Origin of the sequence: Modestobacter italicus (genome assembly GCF_000306785.1) — a bacterium.
Taxonomy (GTDB): Bacteria; Actinomycetota; Actinomycetes; order Mycobacteriales; family Geodermatophilaceae; genus Modestobacter; species Modestobacter italicus.
On sequence record NC_017955.1, the window covers coordinates 4,361,307 to 4,377,089 of the forward strand.

15 protein-coding genes and 1 pseudogene are annotated in these 15,783 nt (G+C 75.5%); 5 read left to right on the forward strand and 11 right to left on the reverse strand.

Annotated elements, in window-relative coordinates:
• Nucleotides 1-777 precede the first annotated feature (777 nt).
• The 4 genes and pseudogenes from MODMU_RS30160 to rimP form a co-directional block, all read right to left on the reverse strand.
• Nucleotides 778-921, reverse strand: a pseudogene (locus tag MODMU_RS30160) (translation initiation factor IF-2 N-terminal domain-containing protein); the annotation flags it as partial.
• A 184-nt stretch (nucleotides 922-1,105) separates the two neighbouring features.
• The gene (locus MODMU_RS20660; protein WP_014742328.1) at nucleotides 1,106-1,372 is read right to left on the reverse strand and encodes a YlxR family protein; all 267 of its coding nucleotides are present in this window, start codon (nucleotides 1,370-1,372) and stop codon (nucleotides 1,106-1,108) included.
• An 8-nt stretch (nucleotides 1,373-1,380) separates the two neighbouring features.
• The gene (nusA, locus tag MODMU_RS20665) at nucleotides 1,381-2,502 is read right to left on the reverse strand and encodes a transcription termination factor NusA (protein ID WP_014742329.1); all 1,122 of its coding nucleotides are present in this window, start codon (nucleotides 2,500-2,502) and stop codon (nucleotides 1,381-1,383) included.
• Complete coding sequence (gene rimP / locus MODMU_RS20670) at nucleotides 2,499-3,266, reverse strand: ribosome maturation factor RimP (protein WP_166503567.1); 768 nt, start codon at nucleotides 3,264-3,266, stop codon at nucleotides 2,499-2,501. Before rimP ends, nusA begins: the two co-directional genes overlap by 4 nt.
• A gap of 232 nt (nucleotides 3,267-3,498) precedes the next feature.
• Between rimP and MODMU_RS20675 the strand changes: the two genes are divergently transcribed.
• Together MODMU_RS20675 and MODMU_RS20680 are read left to right on the forward strand one after the other, a co-directional pair.
• On the forward strand, nucleotides 3,499-4,026 hold the full coding sequence (locus tag MODMU_RS20675; protein WP_014742331.1) for a hypothetical protein: 528 nt from the start codon (nucleotides 3,499-3,501) through the stop codon (nucleotides 4,024-4,026).
• A 30-nt stretch (nucleotides 4,027-4,056) separates the two neighbouring features.
• Nucleotides 4,057-4,515, forward strand: a complete 459-nt coding sequence (locus MODMU_RS20680) for a ferritin-like domain-containing protein (protein ID WP_014742332.1) — start codon at nucleotides 4,057-4,059, stop codon at nucleotides 4,513-4,515.
• 60 nt (nucleotides 4,516-4,575) lie between these two features.
• On the opposite strand, the gene MODMU_RS20685 is transcribed toward MODMU_RS20680, so the two are convergent.
• The 5 genes from MODMU_RS20685 to dxr all read right to left on the reverse strand — a co-directional run bounded on the left by MODMU_RS20685 (nucleotide 4,576) and on the right by dxr (nucleotide 11,183).
• The gene (locus MODMU_RS20685) at nucleotides 4,576-6,504 is read right to left on the reverse strand and encodes a penicillin-binding transpeptidase domain-containing protein (RefSeq protein ID WP_231851691.1); all 1,929 of its coding nucleotides are present in this window, start codon (nucleotides 6,502-6,504) and stop codon (nucleotides 4,576-4,578) included.
• A 70-nt stretch (nucleotides 6,505-6,574) separates the two neighbouring features.
• The gene (locus MODMU_RS20690; RefSeq protein ID WP_014742334.1) at nucleotides 6,575-7,426 is read right to left on the reverse strand and encodes a GNAT family N-acetyltransferase; all 852 of its coding nucleotides are present in this window, start codon (nucleotides 7,424-7,426) and stop codon (nucleotides 6,575-6,577) included.
• Between the two features lie 37 nt (nucleotides 7,427-7,463).
• Complete coding sequence (gene ispG, locus MODMU_RS20695) at nucleotides 7,464-8,600, reverse strand: flavodoxin-dependent (E)-4-hydroxy-3-methylbut-2-enyl-diphosphate synthase (protein WP_014742335.1); 1,137 nt, start codon at nucleotides 8,598-8,600, stop codon at nucleotides 7,464-7,466.
• Between the two features lie 35 nt (nucleotides 8,601-8,635).
• Nucleotides 8,636-9,985: a M50 family metallopeptidase gene (locus MODMU_RS20700; RefSeq protein ID WP_041797344.1), complete on the reverse strand. Its 1,350-nt coding sequence runs from the start codon at nucleotides 9,983-9,985 to the stop codon at nucleotides 8,636-8,638.
• A 1-nt stretch (nucleotide 9,986) separates the two neighbouring features.
• The gene (gene dxr, locus MODMU_RS20705) at nucleotides 9,987-11,183 is read right to left on the reverse strand and encodes a 1-deoxy-D-xylulose-5-phosphate reductoisomerase (protein WP_014742337.1); all 1,197 of its coding nucleotides are present in this window, start codon (nucleotides 11,181-11,183) and stop codon (nucleotides 9,987-9,989) included.
• Nucleotides 11,184-11,268: 85 nt separating this feature from the next.
• Here dxr and MODMU_RS20710 point away from each other — a divergent pair, with 85 nt between their 5' ends.
• The 3 genes from MODMU_RS20710 (at nucleotide 11,269) to MODMU_RS20720 (ending at nucleotide 13,818) form a co-directional block, all read left to right on the forward strand.
• Entirely contained in the window at nucleotides 11,269-11,589 is a 321-nt protein-coding gene (locus MODMU_RS20710) for a DUF2631 domain-containing protein (protein ID WP_014742338.1), read from the forward strand.
• A gap of 346 nt (nucleotides 11,590-11,935) precedes the next feature.
• Nucleotides 11,936-12,835 carry an LPXTG-motif cell wall anchor gene (locus MODMU_RS20715; protein WP_014742339.1) on the forward strand — a complete coding sequence of 300 codons (900 nt, stop codon included), beginning with the start codon at nucleotides 11,936-11,938 and terminating at the stop codon, nucleotides 12,833-12,835.
• 2 nt (nucleotides 12,836-12,837) lie between these two features.
• The gene (locus MODMU_RS20720; protein WP_014742340.1) at nucleotides 12,838-13,818 is read left to right on the forward strand and encodes an LCP family protein; all 981 of its coding nucleotides are present in this window, start codon (nucleotides 12,838-12,840) and stop codon (nucleotides 13,816-13,818) included.
• Here MODMU_RS20720 and MODMU_RS20725 read toward each other — a convergent pair.
• Entirely contained in the window at nucleotides 13,815-14,540 is a 726-nt protein-coding gene (locus MODMU_RS20725) for a VIT1/CCC1 transporter family protein (RefSeq protein WP_014742341.1), read from the reverse strand. The two genes, MODMU_RS20720 and MODMU_RS20725, sit on opposite strands and share 4 nt — an antisense overlap.
• Nucleotides 14,537-15,715, reverse strand: a complete 1,179-nt coding sequence (gene rlmN / locus MODMU_RS20730; RefSeq protein ID WP_041797348.1) for a dual-specificity RNA methyltransferase RlmN — start codon at nucleotides 15,713-15,715, stop codon at nucleotides 14,537-14,539. The genes MODMU_RS20725 and rlmN overlap by 4 nt, the downstream gene beginning before the upstream one ends.
• Nucleotides 15,716-15,783 lie beyond the last annotated feature (68 nt).

Genomic DNA, 15,783 nt, shown 5'->3' on the forward strand with positions numbered 1-15,783 from the left:
GCCGGGGCCACCGGGACCGCCACCAGGACGGCCGGCGGGCCGCGGCGGCATCATGCCGGGGCTCGGACGCTGCGGCATCATGCCCGGATTGGGCCGGGGCCCACCCGGACCTGCGGCCGGACGCGGTCCACCCGGACCGGACGCCGGACGCGGGCCACCGGCACCGGGGCCGGGACGCGGCCCGGACGGGCCCGGACGCGGGCCGCCGGGACCAGCGGACTGGCCGGGGGCGCCGCCGGGACGCGGGCCGGCAGCGGCCGGGCGCGGCGCGCTGCTGAAGGGGTTGTTGCCCGGCCGCGGGGCCGGACGGGGACCGGGACGCGGGCCCGGGGCCGGACGCGCGCCACCGGGGGTGGCACCGCCGGAACCGGGGACGCCGGAGGGCGCGCCACCCGGACGGGGGCCCGGTGCGGCCGGACGGGCCGCAGGCTGCGCCGGGGCGGCCGGGGTCTGCTGCACCGGAGCCGGCTGGGCCGGTGCCTGCGGCGCAGGGGTGCTGGCCGCGGGCCGCGGAGCAGGCCGCGGGCCGGGCCGCGGACCCGACGGGGCCGAGGTCGCCGGAGCAGCCGCGGCGGGCGCCGAGGCAGCCGGGGCCGAGGCCGCGGGGGCCTGCGGGGCCGGGGTCGCCGGTGCAGCCGGGGCCGCGGCCACCGGGGCGGGAGCCGCCGGAGCCGGGGTCTGGGCCTGCGGGGCGACCGGACGGGGGCCCGGAGCCGACGGACGCGGGCCGGGACGGGGGGCCGGGGCACCGTTGCCGGAGCCCGAGCCGTATGCCTCACGGAGCCGACGGGCCACGGGGGCCTCGACGGTGGAGGACGCGGACTTCACGAACTCGCCCTGCTCCTTGAGCTTGGCGAGCACTGTCTTGCTGTCGATACCGAGCTCTTTCGCGAGCTCGTGTACGCGGGCCTTGCCTGGCACGGGTCTCCTCTTGGTGAGGCCGGCGGCTGGCCCGCTCGACCCCTAGGTCAGTGGTACATGGTCATCGTGACGACTTCACAGGTGGCTCATCCGAGGACGTCCTGCTCTCGACGTGCGGACCGGCCGGGTGCCGGTCCGTCGGTGGTGCTGCCGTGGGTCGCCCGCCGGGGCCCGCGGCACCAGGTCAGCTGACCTGCTGCGCGAGGTGGGCCTCCAGCGGACCGGTCTCCAGCGACGTGCTGCACCGCAGCGCGCGCGGGAAGGCCCGGCGCCGGACTGCTGCGTGCAGGCACTCCGCGGTGGGGTGCAACGAAGCCCCCCGGCCGGGGAGCCGCCGCCGCGAATCGGGGGTCAGCCCCCCGTCGCGGACGACGACACGCAACAGCTCGGTGACCGGTGCACGTCGGCGGCACCCCACACAGGTGCGGACCGGGATCGACGTGTCGGCCATCGCTGAGTCTAGCGCGCCGCGGGCCCGGGGTGTTCCGCCCGCCGGACAGGCGGTCGGCGACCCCCCTGCGGCCCGCGGACGCCGGTCCGCTCCAGCCCCGGGTTGGGGCGCAGCGGCGAGCGGCCCACGCCCGGGGAGACCGTCTGGTCGTCGGCGGGCTGGGCGTCGCTGCGGATGTCGATGCGGCAGCCGGTGAGCCGGGCGGCCAGCCGGGCGTTCTGCCCCTCCTTGCCGATCGCCAGCGAGAGCTGGTAGTCGGGGACGACGACCTGCACCGCGCGCGCGGCGGGGTCCACGACCCGGGCGCTGGTGACCCGGGCCGGGGAGAGCGCCGAGGCGACGAAGGTGGCGTCGTCGTCGGACCAGTCGACGATGTCGATCTTCTCGCCGTGCAGCTCGCTCATCACGTTCCGGACCCGCTGGCCCATCGGCCCGATGCAGGAGCCCTTGGCGTTCAGCCCCGGCACCGACGTGCGGACGGCGATCTTCGAGCGGTGCCCCGCCTCGCGGGCGACCGAGACGATCTCCACGCTGCCGTCGGCGACCTCGGGGGCCTCCAGCGCGAACAGCTTGCGGACCAGGTTCGGGTGGGTGCGCGACAGCGTCACCTGCGGGCCGCGAAAGGTCCGGGCCACCGACACGACGTAGGCCTTGAGCCGGCTGCCGTGTCGGTAGTCCTCGCCGGGCACCTGCTCGGCGGCCGGCAGCGTGGCCTCCACCTTGCCGATGTCGACCAGCACCAGGCCCTGGTTGTTGCGGCGGTCGTGCGCCTGCACGATGCCGCTGACGATGTCGCCCTCCTTGCCGGCGTACTCGCCGAAGGTCTGCTCGTTCTCCGCGTCCCGCAGCCGCTGCACGATCACCTGCTTGGCGGTGCTGGCCGCGATCCGGCCGAAGTCGGTCGGGGTGTCGTCCCACTCGTGGACGACCTCGCCATCGGGCCCCAGCTCCTGGGCCAGCACGGCCACCTCACCGCTCTTGCGGTCGATCTGCACCCGCACGTGCTGCGCGGCGCCGTCCGCGTGCCGGTAGGCGGTCACCAGGGCGGACTCGATCGCCTGCAGCACCGTGTCGGCCGGGATGCCCTTCTCCCGCTCGACCGCCTTCAGGGCGGTCACGTCGATGTTCACTTGCTGCCTCCTCGTCGCGGCCGGGGGTCCCGGGGCGCGCGGTGCGGGGCCGGTCGCCCGGACCCCCCGCTCGCGTCGGCCACCGGGACCCCGGCCGGGTCGTGCTCGTCGTCGTCCATGTCCTCGGGGTCGACGTCGGTGTCGTCCTCGCCGTCGTCGATCTCGTCGGTCTCGTCGGTCTCGTCCTCGTCGGGCACGTGCACCAGCGCTGCGTCACGGTGACCGGCCGGCCGGGTGAACTCCACCTGCACCCGTGCCTCGCCCAGCTCCGCCCAGCCCACGGTGCGCTCCCCGGCCGCCTTGCGCACCTGCCCCTTCTTCGTGCCGCCCTTCTCCACGGCCAGCACCACGCCGTCGTCCTGCACCCGCAGCACCCGGGCGGTGAGCTCCTCGCGCCGGCCGTCGGGGCCGGCCGTGACGGTGACCAGCCGGCCGACGTTGCGCCGCCAGTGCCGGGGGAGCGTCAACGGCCGGTCGACCCCGGGGCTGGTCACCTCCAGCACGTAGGGCGAGCGGCCCAGCGCCTCGTCCTGCGCGTCGAGCAGCTCCGACAGCGAGCGGCTGAGCTCGGCGACGTCGTCCAGGCTGACGCCGGAGTCGCGGTCCACGACGACCCGCACCACCGAGCGCTGACCGGCCGGACGGACGACGAGCTCCTCGAGGTCGTAGCCGGCGGCGGCGACGGCCGGCTCCACCCAGCCGGTGAGCCGGGCGGTCATCGCGTCAGCGGCCTGACCGGGGGCGCCTGCACCTCGCGTGGTCATCGGCTGCCTCCTGGGGTCCTGTTGTGTTCCGCCCACGTGCTGGTCGGCCGCCCCGCTGCCGCGGTGGCCCGGTGGTCGGCCGGTCGTGCCCGTGGTCGTGCCGGGCCCCGGCGTGCTGCGGGTGGACCGTCAGGCTACCGCCCGCCCCGCTGGTCCCACCCGCCCGCGGAAGGCCCGGGCTCGCCGGTGCGTGCTGCCGGCGTCCGGCGGCCGGGCTGCGAGGATGGCGGGGATGTCCGAACCGCCGTCCGATCCCCTCGCTCCGCCGCCGGGAGCGACCGCTCTGCACCGGCCGTTCTCCCGGCGCAGCCTGCTGCTGGCGGCGCTCGCCGGCACCGCGCTGGCCGCGACCGGGTGTACCAGCAGCACCGCGGACGACGCCGATGCGGTGACCCCTGCGCAGGTCGACCAGCTGGCCGCGCAGGTCCAGGTGCAGGAGGCCGTCGTGGCCGCCTACGCGCGCGCGGCCGCCGCCGCCCCGGACCTGGCCGCCGCCGTCTCGCCCCTCGCCGACCAGGCCCGGGCGCAGCTGGACCGGCTGCGCGCCGCGGCACCCGGGGCCGCGGCGAGCAGCGCCGCGCCGTCGTCGGCCGGGCCGGCGCTCGACCCGGCCGGGGCCCGGGCGTACCTGCAGGCCGAGGTGACCGCGGCCGCCGACGCGCACGCCGGCGCCTGCCCGGACTTCACCGGCGGCCGGGCGGCGCTGCTGGGCAGCATCGCGGCGGGGCTGCGCGGCCAGGCCACCCAGCTGGCGGCATGACCGGTCGAGCGGCGCACGGACGGGACGGACATGGCTGACCAGGAACCCACACCCACCGCGGCGGAGGACGCCGCCCTGCAGGAGGCGCTGGCGGCCGCGCACACGGCCGTCTGGGGCTACGGCGTGGTCGGTGCGGCCACGCCGGTCGAGGGCCGGGCCCCGGTGGTCGAGGCCGAGGAGGCGCACCGCGACCTCCGGGACATCGTGGCTGCGCTGCTGACCTCGCGGCGGGTCGAGCCGGTGCCGGCCGCGGCCGGGTACACGCTGCCCGCACCGGTGGCGTCCGCCGCGGACGCCGCCGCCCTGGCGGTCACCCTCGAGGACGGCACCGCGCAGGCGTGGACCTGGGTGCTGGACCAGGCCACCGAGCGGAGCACCCGGGAGCTCGCGGTCGCGGCGCTGTCTGCGGCGGAGCTGCGCGCGGTGGGCTGGCGCACCGCGGCCGGCTGGCCACCGACCACCGCCTTCCCCGGCCTCCCCGACACCTGAGGAAGGACCCCCGTTCCCCCCACGCCTCGCGAGCTCGGCGCGGGCCCCTGAACGGGGGCCTCAGAGGGCGCCGAGGAAGGCGTCGGCGACACCGACGGCCACGCTGCTGGACTGCCCGGCCTCGACCAGGACGGCGAAGGCGATGTCCCCCTGCGGACCGCCCCGCTGGTAGCCGACGAACCAGCCGTGCGAGTCCGGCGGGGTCTTGTCCCCGAACTCCGCGGTGCCGGTCTTGCCGTAGACGTCGCCGCGGTCGGTGAGCGCGGTGGCCGTGCCGGTGAGCACCACCTGGCGCATCATCGGCCGGAGCTGATCCAGCACGGCGGCGGGGGGCCCGGTCGGCGCGGTGCCGGCCGGTGCGGCGCCCACGACCTCGACCGGTGCGGCCGGGGTGCCGCTGGCGATGCCGGCGGCGACCAGCGCCATCTGCGCCGGGCTCATCAGCACCTGCCCCTGGCCGATCTGGTCGGCGGCCTTCGTGGTGCCCGTCGCGTCCGCCGGCACGTCGCCGCTGAAGATGCCCACCGGCAGCTGCCAGTCGCTGCCGACGCCGTAGAAGGCCGCCGCCTGCGCCAGCGCGTCGTCGGGCAGCGCCAGCCCCTGCTGGATGAAGGTGGTGTTGCAGGACTGGGCGAAGGCCTCGGTGAACGGCACGGTGCCCAGGTCGAACTGGTCCTCGTTCTCGAACTCACGGCCCTCGACCGTCGTCGTCCCGGGGCAGGGCACCGGGGAGGCGGGGGTGAGCGCGCCGGCGCTCAGCAGCGCCGTCGCGGTCATCGTCTTCATGCTCGACCCGGGCGGGAACTGGCCGGACAGCGCGTTGGCCGGGTTGGCCGCCTCGTTCGAGCTGACCGCCAGCACCTCCCCGGTGCCCGGCCGGACGACGACCAGGTGGGTGGCCAGCGGCTGGCCGGCGACGGCGGCGTCCGCGGCGTTCTGCAGGGCGGGCACCAGCGGCGTCTGCACCGGGGTGCCGGGCACCGGGTCGACGGTGTCGACCACCTCGCCGGCGTCGTCGAGGGTCTCGTCGGAGCTCGCCACGCTGACCGTGAAGCCCGGCGTCCCGGCGAGCTGGGCCTGGTAGGCGCGCTGCAGCCCGGAGAGCCCGAGGTCGTCCCCGGCGGCGTACAGCGGCTGCCCGTCCTCGCCGGTGGTCTCGTCGATGACCTCCTGGGTGGCGTCGCCGACCCGGCCGAGCAGCGCGAGCCCGAAGCGGGAGCTGGGCGCCAGCAGCCGGGTGCTGGACGGGAAGACCGCGCCGGGCAGGTCGAACACCTGGGCCCGGATCGCCTCGAAGTCCGGCCGGCGCAGCGTGATGACCGGGACGAACTGGCCCTCCGGGGCGGCGGTGACGTCGGCGGTGATCTCCTCGGCGGAGACGCCGGTCGCCGCGGCCAGGCCGGCGGCCAGCGCGGGCAGGTCGGTGACCTGGGCCTTGTCCACCCCGACGTTGACCACCTCGGTCTCGGTGAACAGCGGTGCCCCGGTGGCGTCGGTGATCGGCGCCCGCTCGGCCAGCGACCGGCTCAGCACCAGGTGCTGCCCCTCCCCCAGCTCCGGGTGCACGAGGGTGGGCGCCGCGACGACCTGCCAGCCGTCGTCGGCCTCGGTCAGGGACAGGCTGGCCGGGTAGCTCCAGTCCGGGGACGCGGCGAGGTCCCAGGTGGCGCGCCAGGCGACGGTGGCGGTGTCGTCGTCCACCGTGACGTCGCCCAGGTCGGCGGCGAGGGTGGCGTCCGGGAGGTCGGTGGCGGTCTGCTCGAGCAGCGTCGTCGTGGCCGCCGCGTCGGTGGTCAGCGCGGCCGCCGCGTCCGTCTTGCCGGCGGTCCAGTCGTCGAGGAAGGCCTCGGCGGCGGCACGGACGTCGTCGGTCGGGTCCGAGGAGCAGCCGGCCAGCACCGGCGCGAGCAGCAGCACCGCGATCCCGCCCACCGTCGTCCCCCGGCGGACGACCCTGCCCCACCCCTGCGACCCCGCGTTGCTGCGCACCCTGCCACCCTCGCAGATGCCCGACGGCGATCCGGAACTCCGCGCCGCAGCAGCCCCACGGCTCACAGGTTCAGAACAACACCGAGGAGTACGTGCCGACCTGGCGGAAGCCGACCCGGTCGTAGGCGGCCCGGGCGGCGCGGTTGTAGTCGTTGACGTACAGGCTCACGACCGGCGCGATCGCCGTCCGGGCGTACTCGACCACCGCCGCCGTCCCCCGCTGGCCGATCCCCTGGCCGCGGAACTGCGGCGCCACCCAGACGCCCTGCAGCTGGCACGCCGCGCGGGAGACCGCCCCGACGTCGGCCTTGAACAGCACCTGACCGTCCTCGATCCAGGCCAGCGACTGACCGGCCCGCACCAGCTCCGCGACCCGCGCCCGGTAGGCCGCACCGCCGTCGACCCGGGTGGGGCTGACGCCGACCTCCTCGGTGAACATCGCGACCGCGGCCGGCAGCAGGGTGTCCAGCTCGCCGGGCACCACCGGCCGGACCCGCGGCTCGACCGGCACGGCGGGTGGCCCCTCGATCGCCAGCAGCGGCTGGCGGGCGCGCACCTCCCGGGCCGGGCCCCACACCGGGGCGAGCAGCTCCCACAGCGGCAGCACCGCGGCCGCCGGCCCGACGATCGTCGAGCAGCGGCGCCCGGCCCGGCGGGCCCGGTCGGCGAAGGCCCCGGCGGCCGCCCGCTCGGCGCCGGGCCGGGCGAACGGGATCAGGTTGGCGCCGGCCAGGCAGACGGCGTCCAGCCGGCTCCCGGACCACAGGCCCCACAGCGGTGCACCCAGGGTCGCCACGGCGGTGCCGTGGGTCTCGATGCGGCCGGCGAGCATGCAGGTGCCCACCGGGTCGAGCGCCAGCAGGTCCCGGACCGCCGCCTCGTCGTCGGCGTCCAGGACCCGGGCCTGGACCGATCGCAGCACGCCTGCTCCCGAGTCGCCTCGACCTGTCCGGGCCGGGTCAGGAGACGGTGACGACCGGGGCGCCCGAGGGCGTGCCGGCGGCGACCTGGTCGGCCGCGATGCGCATGGCCTCCTCGATCAGCGTCTCGACGATCAGCGACTCGGGGACGGTCTTGACGACCTCGCCCTTGACGAAGATCTGCCCCTTGCCGTTGCCGGAGGCGACCCCGAGGTCGGCCTCCCGGGCCTCGCCGGGGCCGTTGACGACGCAGCCCATGACGGCCACCCGCAGCGGGACCTCCATGCCCTCCAGGCCGGCGGTCACCTCGTTCGCCAGCTTGTAGACGTCGACCTGGGCGCGGCCGCACGAGGGGCAGCTGACGATCTCCAGGCCGCGCTGGCGGAGGTTCAGCGACTCGAGGATCTGGTTGCCGACCTTCACCTCCTCCACCGGCGGCGCGGACAGCGACACCCGGATGGTGTCTCCGATGCCGCGGGACAGCAGCGCGCCGAAGGCGACGGCGGACTTGATGGTGCCCTGGAAGGAGGGCCCGGCCTCGGTGACGCCGAGGTGCAGCGGGTAGTCGCACTGCTCGGCGAGCAGCTCGTAGGCCCGCACCATGACCACCGGGTCGTTGTGCTTGACCGAGATCTTGATGTCGCGGAAGTCGTGCTCCTCGAACAGCGAGCACTCCCACAGCGCGGACTCGACCAGCGCCTCGGGGGTGGCCTTGCCGTACTTGGCGAGCAGCCGGCGGTCCAGGGAGCCGGCGTTGACGCCGATCCGGATGGGCGTGCCGGCGTCCTTGGCGGCCTTGGCGATCTCGCCGACCTTGTCGTCGAACTTCTTGATGTTGCCCGGGTTGACCCGGACGGCGGCGCAGCCGGCGTCGATGGCGGCGAAGACGTAGCGCGGCTGGAAGTGGATGTCGGCGATCACCGGGATCTGCGACTTCTTCGCGATGATCGGCAGCGCCTCGGCGTCGTCGGTGTCGGGCACCGCGACCCGCACGATCTGGCAGCCGGACGCGGTCAGCTCGGCGATCTGCTGCAGCGTGGCGTTGATGTCGGCGGTCTTGGTGGTGCACATCGACTGCACGCTCACCGGGGAGTCGCTGCCGACCCCGACCCCACCGACGTCCAGCTGGCGGGTCTTGCGGCGGGGGGCGAGGACGGGCGGCGGAGAGGCGGGCATACCGAGAGCGACGGTCACGATGGATCAGTCTCCCACTACTGCAGGGTGATCGGGTTGACGATGTCGGCGATGAACAGCATGCCGCTGAGCACCAGGAACAACCCGGCGACGACGTAGGCGACCGGCATCAGCCGGGCGATGTCGAACGGGCCGGGGTCGGGCCGGCCGCGGAGCCGGGCCACGACCGACCGCGCCTTCTCGTACAGCGCCCCGGCGACGTGCCCGCCGTCCAGCGGGTAGATCGGCAGGAGGTTGAACAGGAAGAGCACCAGGTTCATCCCGGCCAGCAGCGAGAAGAAGGTGCTGATCTTCTCCGTGGTGGTGAAGTCGTCGAGGGCGAACACCTCACCGGAGATGCGGCTCACGCCGACCACGCCGATCGGCCCCAGCGGGTCGCGCTCCTCGCCCATGAACGTCGCCCGGAACAGCTGGGGCACCCGCTCCGGGATCTCCACCAGCTTGTCCACCGACCGGACGAGCATGTCGCCCAGGAAACCGGGGACGGCGGTGACCGGCTGCTGCACGTAGGTCTGGGCGGGGCTGACCCCGATGAAGCCGACCGTCTCGACGCCGTCGGCCTCCCCGTCGCCGTCGGAGTCGACCCGGACCGGGTTGGCGATCGGGGTGACGGTCAGGTCGACCCGCTGGCCGGCGCCGTCGGAGTCCCGCTCGACGGTGAGCACGACCGGGGTGCCGGTGCTGGCCCGAATCGCGCTCTGCACCTGCGACCACCCGGTCACCTCGTCGCCCCGGCCGGTGTCGGCGACCTGGGGCACCGGTCGGCCGTCGACCGCGACGATCGTGTCGCCGGCCCGCAGCCCGGCTGCGGCCGCGGGTGAGGGAGCCGCGTCGGCGGGGCAGGTCGTGGAGCTCGAGGTGGCCGGCAGCACGCACTCGGGGATCGACGCGATCGTCGTCGTCGTCCCCGGGATGCCGAAGCCGACCAGGACGATGCCGAAGAACACGACCGCGAGGACCAGGTTGTGGAAGGGCCCGGCGAACATCACGATGACCCGCTGCCACCAGGGCTTGCGGTAGAAGACCCGGTCGCCGTCGGTGGGCAGCACGTCGTTGAGGGCCTGACCGCGGACCTCGGCGATGAAGCTGCGCATCCGGGTGGCGCGCTTGCTCTCGCCCTCCTCCGCCGGCGGGATCATCCCGACGATCCGGATGTAGCCGCCCAGCGGCACGGCCTTGATGCCGAACTCGGTCTCCCCGGAACGACGGGAGAACACCGTCGGCCCGAAGCCGACGAAGAACTGCGGCACCCGCATCCCGAACCTGCGGGCCCAGAAGAAGTGGCCGAACTCGTGGAAGCCGATGCTGAACAGCAGTCCGACGGCGAAGGCGACGATCCCGAGGACCGTCAGGAGGAACCCGCTCAGCTCAGCCTCCGGCGATGGCGACGCGGGCGTGCTCCCGGGCCCACTTCTCAGCGGCCAGCACGTCCTCGACGCAGGTGGGTGCGCCGAGGTCCGGCGCGGCGTCCAAGGTACGCGCGATGACCTGCACGATGGCTGTGAACGCGAGGTGTCCGGCGGCGAATGCGGCGACCGCCTCCTCGTTGGCCGCGTTGAACAGGGCCGGGACGACGCCGCCCGCCTCACCCGCCTGCCGGGCGAGCCGCACCGCGGGGAACACCTCGGAGTCCAGCGGCATGAACTCCCAGGTGCTCGCCTGCGACCAGTCCAGCGCCGGCTGCACGTCCGGCAGGCGGTCGGGCCAGGCCAGCGCCAGCGCGATGGGCAGCCGCATGTCCGGCGGGCTGGCCTGGGCGATGGTGGCGCCGTCGGCGAAGGTCACCATGGAGTGCACGATCGACTGCGGGTGCACCACCACGTCGATGTCGGCGTAGGGGACGTCGAAGAGCAGGTGGGCCTCGATCAGCTCCAGGCCCTTGTTGACCAGGGTCGCGGAGTTGATGGTGACCACCGGTCCCATGTCCCAGGTGGGGTGGGCCAGCGCCTGCTCGCGGGTGACCCCGGCCAGCTCGGCGGCGGAGCGGCCGCGGAACGGTCCGCCGCTGGCGGTGAGCACCAGCCGGGCGACCTCGCCGCGCGCGCCGCCGCGCAGGCACTGGGCCAGCGCGGAGTGCTCGGAGTCGACCGGGACCAGCTGGCCGGGCGCGGCGGCCTGCTTCACCAGCTCACCGCCGGCGACCAGGGACTCCTTGTTGGCCAGCGCGACGGTGCGCCCGGCGCGCAGCGCCGAGAGGGTCGGCCCCAGCCCGATCGAGCCGGTGATCCCGTTGAGCACGACGTCGGCCGGCCGGGCGGCGAGCTCCTCGGCGGCCCGCGGGCCGGCCAGGATCTCCGGGAGCGTGTAGTGGCCCTGCGCCCAGCCGCGCTGCTGGGCGGCGGCGTAGAACGCCAGCTGCAGGTCCTGCGCGGCGGTGGCGCGGGCGACCGCGACCGTCCGGACGCCGAGGCTCAGCGCCTGCTCGGCCAGCAGCGCGACGTCACCGCCCCCGGCCGCCAGCCCGGTGACCTGCAGCCGCCCCGGGTTCTGCCGGGCGACGGCGATCGCCTGCCGCCCGATGGACCCGGTCGACCCCAGCACGGTGACCTCGCGCGGCTCGCTCACCGGCACATCCTCTCCCAGGCGACCACCGGGGGGCGGACGGCCGGGTCGCGCTGTGCCGTGCGCGCGGGCCTGTCATCATGGGCCGGTGAGCGACGCGAGCGGCCGCGGCCAGGGCAACCAGACCAGCGCCAGGGTGATCGAGCAGTCCAACCGTGAGGAGGGCATCGTCCGGGCGGGCGAGACGCCCATCACCCACGAGCGCCCCGAGGACTGGGGCTGGCACGGCGAGACCGGCAAGGCCGGCCGGATCGCCGGCGTCGTGATGATCGCCCTGCTGCTGGTCATGCTCTTCGGCAACCACGAGGGCCGGATCGAGGACCTGTACCTGGTCGGGGCCGCGCTGATCATCGTCATCGCGCTCATCCGGGACCACTTCCGCCGGAAGAACGCCTGGCGTTCGCGGTAACCGGTCCACCGACCTTCGACGAGGCCCGCTCCCCAGCCGGGGAGCGGGCCTCGTCGCGTTCCCGGGTCGGCAGCGCAGCTGAGGTCCGAGGTCGCTGGACAGATCTGCACGACGCCCGTCGGCCGTGCCGCGCGGGGCCGGCCCCAGATCTGCCAGCTTTCCCCCCGATCTCGACGAATCTCGCCAAGGTGCCCGTGGGCGCGGTGTGACGGATGAGGCGAGTGTGCAGTCCTGTGGTCATCTTCTGCCGTGTCGCTGTGCAGCAGTTGAGGACGGACGGTGCTGAGCCGATAGACATCGCACAGCAGGCCGGGACGCCCGAGCCGCCCACTCCACGGAGGACCAGATGAGCCGCATGTCCCGCCCTCGCGCCGTCGTCGCGACCGGCCTCACCCTCGGCACGGCCGCCGCCGGCCTGTTCCTCGCCCCGGTCGCCTCCGCCGCCGTCGTGCCGACCGTGACCGCGCCCGGCACGGTCGTCGCCGGCACCCCCTTCACCGTCTCCGGCACCGGCTGCGTCGGCACCGAGCTCAACCCGACCCAGGTCTGGGTCTACAGCAACGACGTGGAGGAGGCCGTGGACGGGGTCGTCGAGACCGCCCCCGACGGCTCCTGGTCGGTGCAGGTGCAGTTCGCCGCGACCGCGCAGCCGGACACCTACCCCGTCTGGGCCGACTGCGTCTCCTACGACGGCTCGGCCGACTTCGAGTACGACGAGCTGTTCACCGACGTGACGGCCCCGGCGCCGGCCGGCACCCCGGCCGCGCCGACCACCACCCCGGTCGCGACCAGCACCCCCGCCCCCGTCTTCACCCCGGGCGCCAAGCCGAACACGCCGGGCGTGTCCAACACCTCCACCGGCACGACCACCGGCAGCGCCGCAGCGCCCGGCCAGAAGGTCGTCAAGGTCCTCAAGGGCTTCAAGCCCGGCGAGAAGGTCACCGTCGTCCTGCACTCGGCCCCGGTCGAGCTGGGTGTCTTCACCGCCGACGCCAACGGTGTCGTGACGGTCGAGTTCACGGTCCCCGCGGGCACCCCGCTGGGCACCCACACCCTGGTCTTCGAGGGCAACGCCGGCACCTACTTCGAGGAGGCCCTGGTCCTCACCGCCGACGGCAAGGCCCTGGCCTACACCGGTGCCAGCATCGCGATGCCGCTCATCGGCGGCAGCGTCCTGGTGGCGGCCGGCGCCGGCGCCCTGCTGGTCACCCGCCGTCGCCGCAGCCCGGAGGCGGCGCAGGCCTGAGCATGACCTCCAGCAGCACGGCGGACGCCGGTCAGGGACCCCCTGACCGGCGTTCGCCGCGTCCTGCATCGGTCACCCGCCGGCGCCTGCTGCGTGCGGGCGCCGGCCTGCTGGTCTCCCTGGCCCTCCTGCTGGGCGCCGACCTCACGGTGCTGACCCACCGCATCGACCGGCTCGACGTCGACCTGCCGGCCGGCACCGGGTCGACCTGGGTGGTGCTCGGGCTGGACTCCCGCGCCGACCTGCCCGCCGGCGCCTCGGCGAGCGACTTCGGCACCGCGGACCTCGTCCCGGGCAGCCGGGCGGACGTCGTGCTGGTGCTGCGCGAGACCGACCAGGGGCTGCAGGTCCTCTCCGTCCCGCGCGACGTCGCGGTCCGGACCGGGGGCCGGCCCGACCGGCTGGCCCTCACCTGGCTGAGCGGCCCCCAGACGACCGTCGACGCCCTGTGCACCCTCGGCATCCCCACCGACCACCTGGTCACGGTGGACCTGGCCGGCTTCGCGGCGGTCGTGGACGCCGCCGGTGGCCTGACCGTCGACGTGCCGGCCCCCGTGCGCGACCCGGCGGCCGGGCTCCTGCTCGACACGGCCGGCCGGCAGCACGTGGACGGCGCGACGGCGCTGGCGATGGTGCGTTCCCGCCACCCCGAGGCCCTGGTCGACGGCGCCTGGACGCCGGCGCCGGTGGACCCGGACGGCCGCGCGACGGCGGCGGGCACCGTGCTGTCCGCGCTGGCCTCCGCCGCCCGGTCCGCGGCGTGGCGGCCGTGGCGGGCCCAGCACGTCGCCTGGGCGGCCTCGGGGGCGCTGACCGTCGACAGCGGCACGTCCTCCCGCGAACTGGCCGCGCTCGCCACCGAGCACGTCGGCCCGGTGGAGGTGCTCCCCGTCGGCCCGCCGCGCGGCGGCACCGTCGTCCGCTCCCCGACCGCCGAGACCGCATCGGCGGTCGAGGCAGCCGGGCTGTCCTGCAGCCGTTAGCCGGCGCCGCTGCCGATCGCGGCGCCGATGAGGTAGGTCGCCCCGGCGGCGATCGCGCCGAACAGCAGCTGCCGCAGGCCCGCCGACCACCACGGCCGCGGGGTGAACCGGGCCGAGAGCGCACCGGCCGCGACCAGCCCGGCGCCACCGCAGAGCAACGCCAGCCACAGCTGCGGGGCACCGAGGAGGTAGGGCAGCAGCGGGATCAGCGCCCCCACCGCGAAGCACAGGAACGAGGAGACCGCCGCCGTCATCGGCGAGGGCTTGTCCTCGGGGTCGAGCCCCAGCTCGTTGAGCGCGTGCACCCGCAGCGCCTGCTCCGGGTCGCGGGACAGCTGCTCGGCCACCGCGTCGGCCAGCTGCGGGTCCAGCCCGCGGTCCCGCCACAGCTGGGCGAGCTCGGCCTGCTCCCCCACCGGGTTCACGGCCAGCTCGCGGCGCTCCTTGGCGACCTCGAGGTCCAGCTGCTCGTTCTGGGTGCTCACCGAGGTGTACTCGCCCAGCGCCATCGAGATGGCACCGGCGGCGAGCCCGGCGACGCCGGAGAGGACGACCGCGTGCGAGCCGGCCCCGGCGCCACCGACCCCGGCGACCAGCGCCGTGTTGGTGACCAGCCCGTCCATCGCCCCGAAGACCGCGGCGCGCAGCCAGCCGCCGGCCACGTCGGAGTGCGTGTGCGGATGGGCCTCGGCCCGTTCCAGCTGCTCGCCGGGGCCGGTCATCCCTGGTCCGACTCGGCGCCGAGGGCCACACCCTCCTCGACGGCCGGCACCGGGACGGCGACGCTGGGCACGCCGTCGACCTGGTCGGCGGCGGCGAGCTGCCCGCAGGCGCCGTCGATGTCCGAGCCGCGGGTGTCGCGCACCGTGGTCGGCACCCCGGCCGCCCGCAGCCGGGCGACGAACTCCCGCTGCGCGGGCAGCGGGCTGGCGTCCCACTGGCTGCCCGGGGTCGGGTTGAGCGGGATGAGGTTGACGTGCGCCAGCCGCTTGGCCAGCAGCCGGCCCAGCAGGTCGGCGCGGAACGGCTGGTCGTTGACGTCGCGGATCAGCGCGTACTCGATGGAGTACCGCCGGCCGGTCCGGCGGGCGTAGGCGTCGGCCGCCTCGAGAACCTCACCGACGTTCCAGCGGGTGTTGATCGGCACCAGGGTGTCGCGCAGCTCGTCGTCGGGGGCGTGCAGGCTCACCGCGAGGGTGACGTTGAGCCCCTCCTCGGTGAGCTTGCGGATGGCCGGGACCAACCCGACGGTCGACACCGTGACCGACCGCTGCGCCAGCCCCAGCCCGTGCGGGGCGGGGGTGAGCAGCGCGTCGAGCGTCTTGCGGACCCGGGCGTAGTTCGCCAGCGGCTCGCCCATGCCCATGAAGACGACGTTGGACAACCGGCCCGGACCGCCGGGGATCTCGCCGTTCGCCATCGCGGCGGCGGCCGCGACCGCCTGGCCGATGATCTCGGCGGCGGACAGGTTGCGGGTCAGCCCGCTCTGCCCGGTCGCGCAGAACGGGCAGGCCATGCCGCAGCCGGCCTGGCTGGAGATGCAGACCGTGGCGCGCTCGGGGTAGCGCATCAGCACGCTCTCGACCAGGGCACCGTCGTGCAGCCGCCACAGCGTCTTGCGGGTGCGCCCCCCGTCGGCGGACTGGTGCCGCACCGGGGTCAGCAGGCCGGGCAGCAGCGCGGCCGCGAGGTCCTCCCGGACGGCAGCCGGGACGTCGGTCATCTGCGCCGGGTCGGTGACGCCGGCGTAGAAGTGCCGGGCGAGCTGGTCGGCGCGGAACGCCGGCTGGCCGAGCTCGGTGACCGCCGCACGCGCCTCGTCCCGGGTGAGGTCGGCGAGGTGGCGGGGCGGCTTGGTGCGGCGCGGGGCGTCGAAGACGAGGGGCAGGGCAGTCATGGCGTCGTCCATGGTCCCACTCCCGGCGGCCCGCGGCCGGGTCGCGGGGAGTGACCTGCCTCCCGCGG

What these genes read in the sequence shown, in the direction of transcription:
- MODMU_RS20660 (WP_014742328.1), bottom strand. Translation starts at nt 1,372, where the DNA reads ATGGCCGACACGTCGATCCCGGTCCGCACCTGTGTGGGGTGCCGCCGA.
- rimP (WP_166503567.1), bottom strand. Translation starts at nt 3,266, where the DNA reads ATGACCACGCGAGGTGCAGGCGCCCCCGGTCAGGCCGCTGACGCGATG.
- MODMU_RS20675 (WP_014742331.1), top strand. Translation starts at nt 3,499, where the DNA reads ATGTCCGAACCGCCGTCCGATCCCCTCGCTCCGCCGCCGGGAGCGACC.
- MODMU_RS20680 (WP_014742332.1), top strand. Translation starts at nt 4,057, where the DNA reads ATGGCTGACCAGGAACCCACACCCACCGCGGCGGAGGACGCCGCCCTG.
- ispG (WP_014742335.1), bottom strand. Translation starts at nt 8,600, where the DNA reads ATGCCCGCCTCTCCGCCGCCCGTCCTCGCCCCCCGCCGCAAGACCCGC.
- MODMU_RS20715 (WP_014742339.1), top strand. Translation starts at nt 11,936, where the DNA reads ATGAGCCGCATGTCCCGCCCTCGCGCCGTCGTCGCGACCGGCCTCACC.
- MODMU_RS20720 (WP_014742340.1), top strand. Translation starts at nt 12,838, where the DNA reads ATGACCTCCAGCAGCACGGCGGACGCCGGTCAGGGACCCCCTGACCGG.
- MODMU_RS20725 (WP_014742341.1), bottom strand. Translation starts at nt 14,540, where the DNA reads ATGACCGGCCCCGGCGAGCAGCTGGAACGGGCCGAGGCCCATCCGCAC.
- rlmN (WP_041797348.1), bottom strand. Translation starts at nt 15,715, where the DNA reads ATGACTGCCCTGCCCCTCGTCTTCGACGCCCCGCGCCGCACCAAGCCG.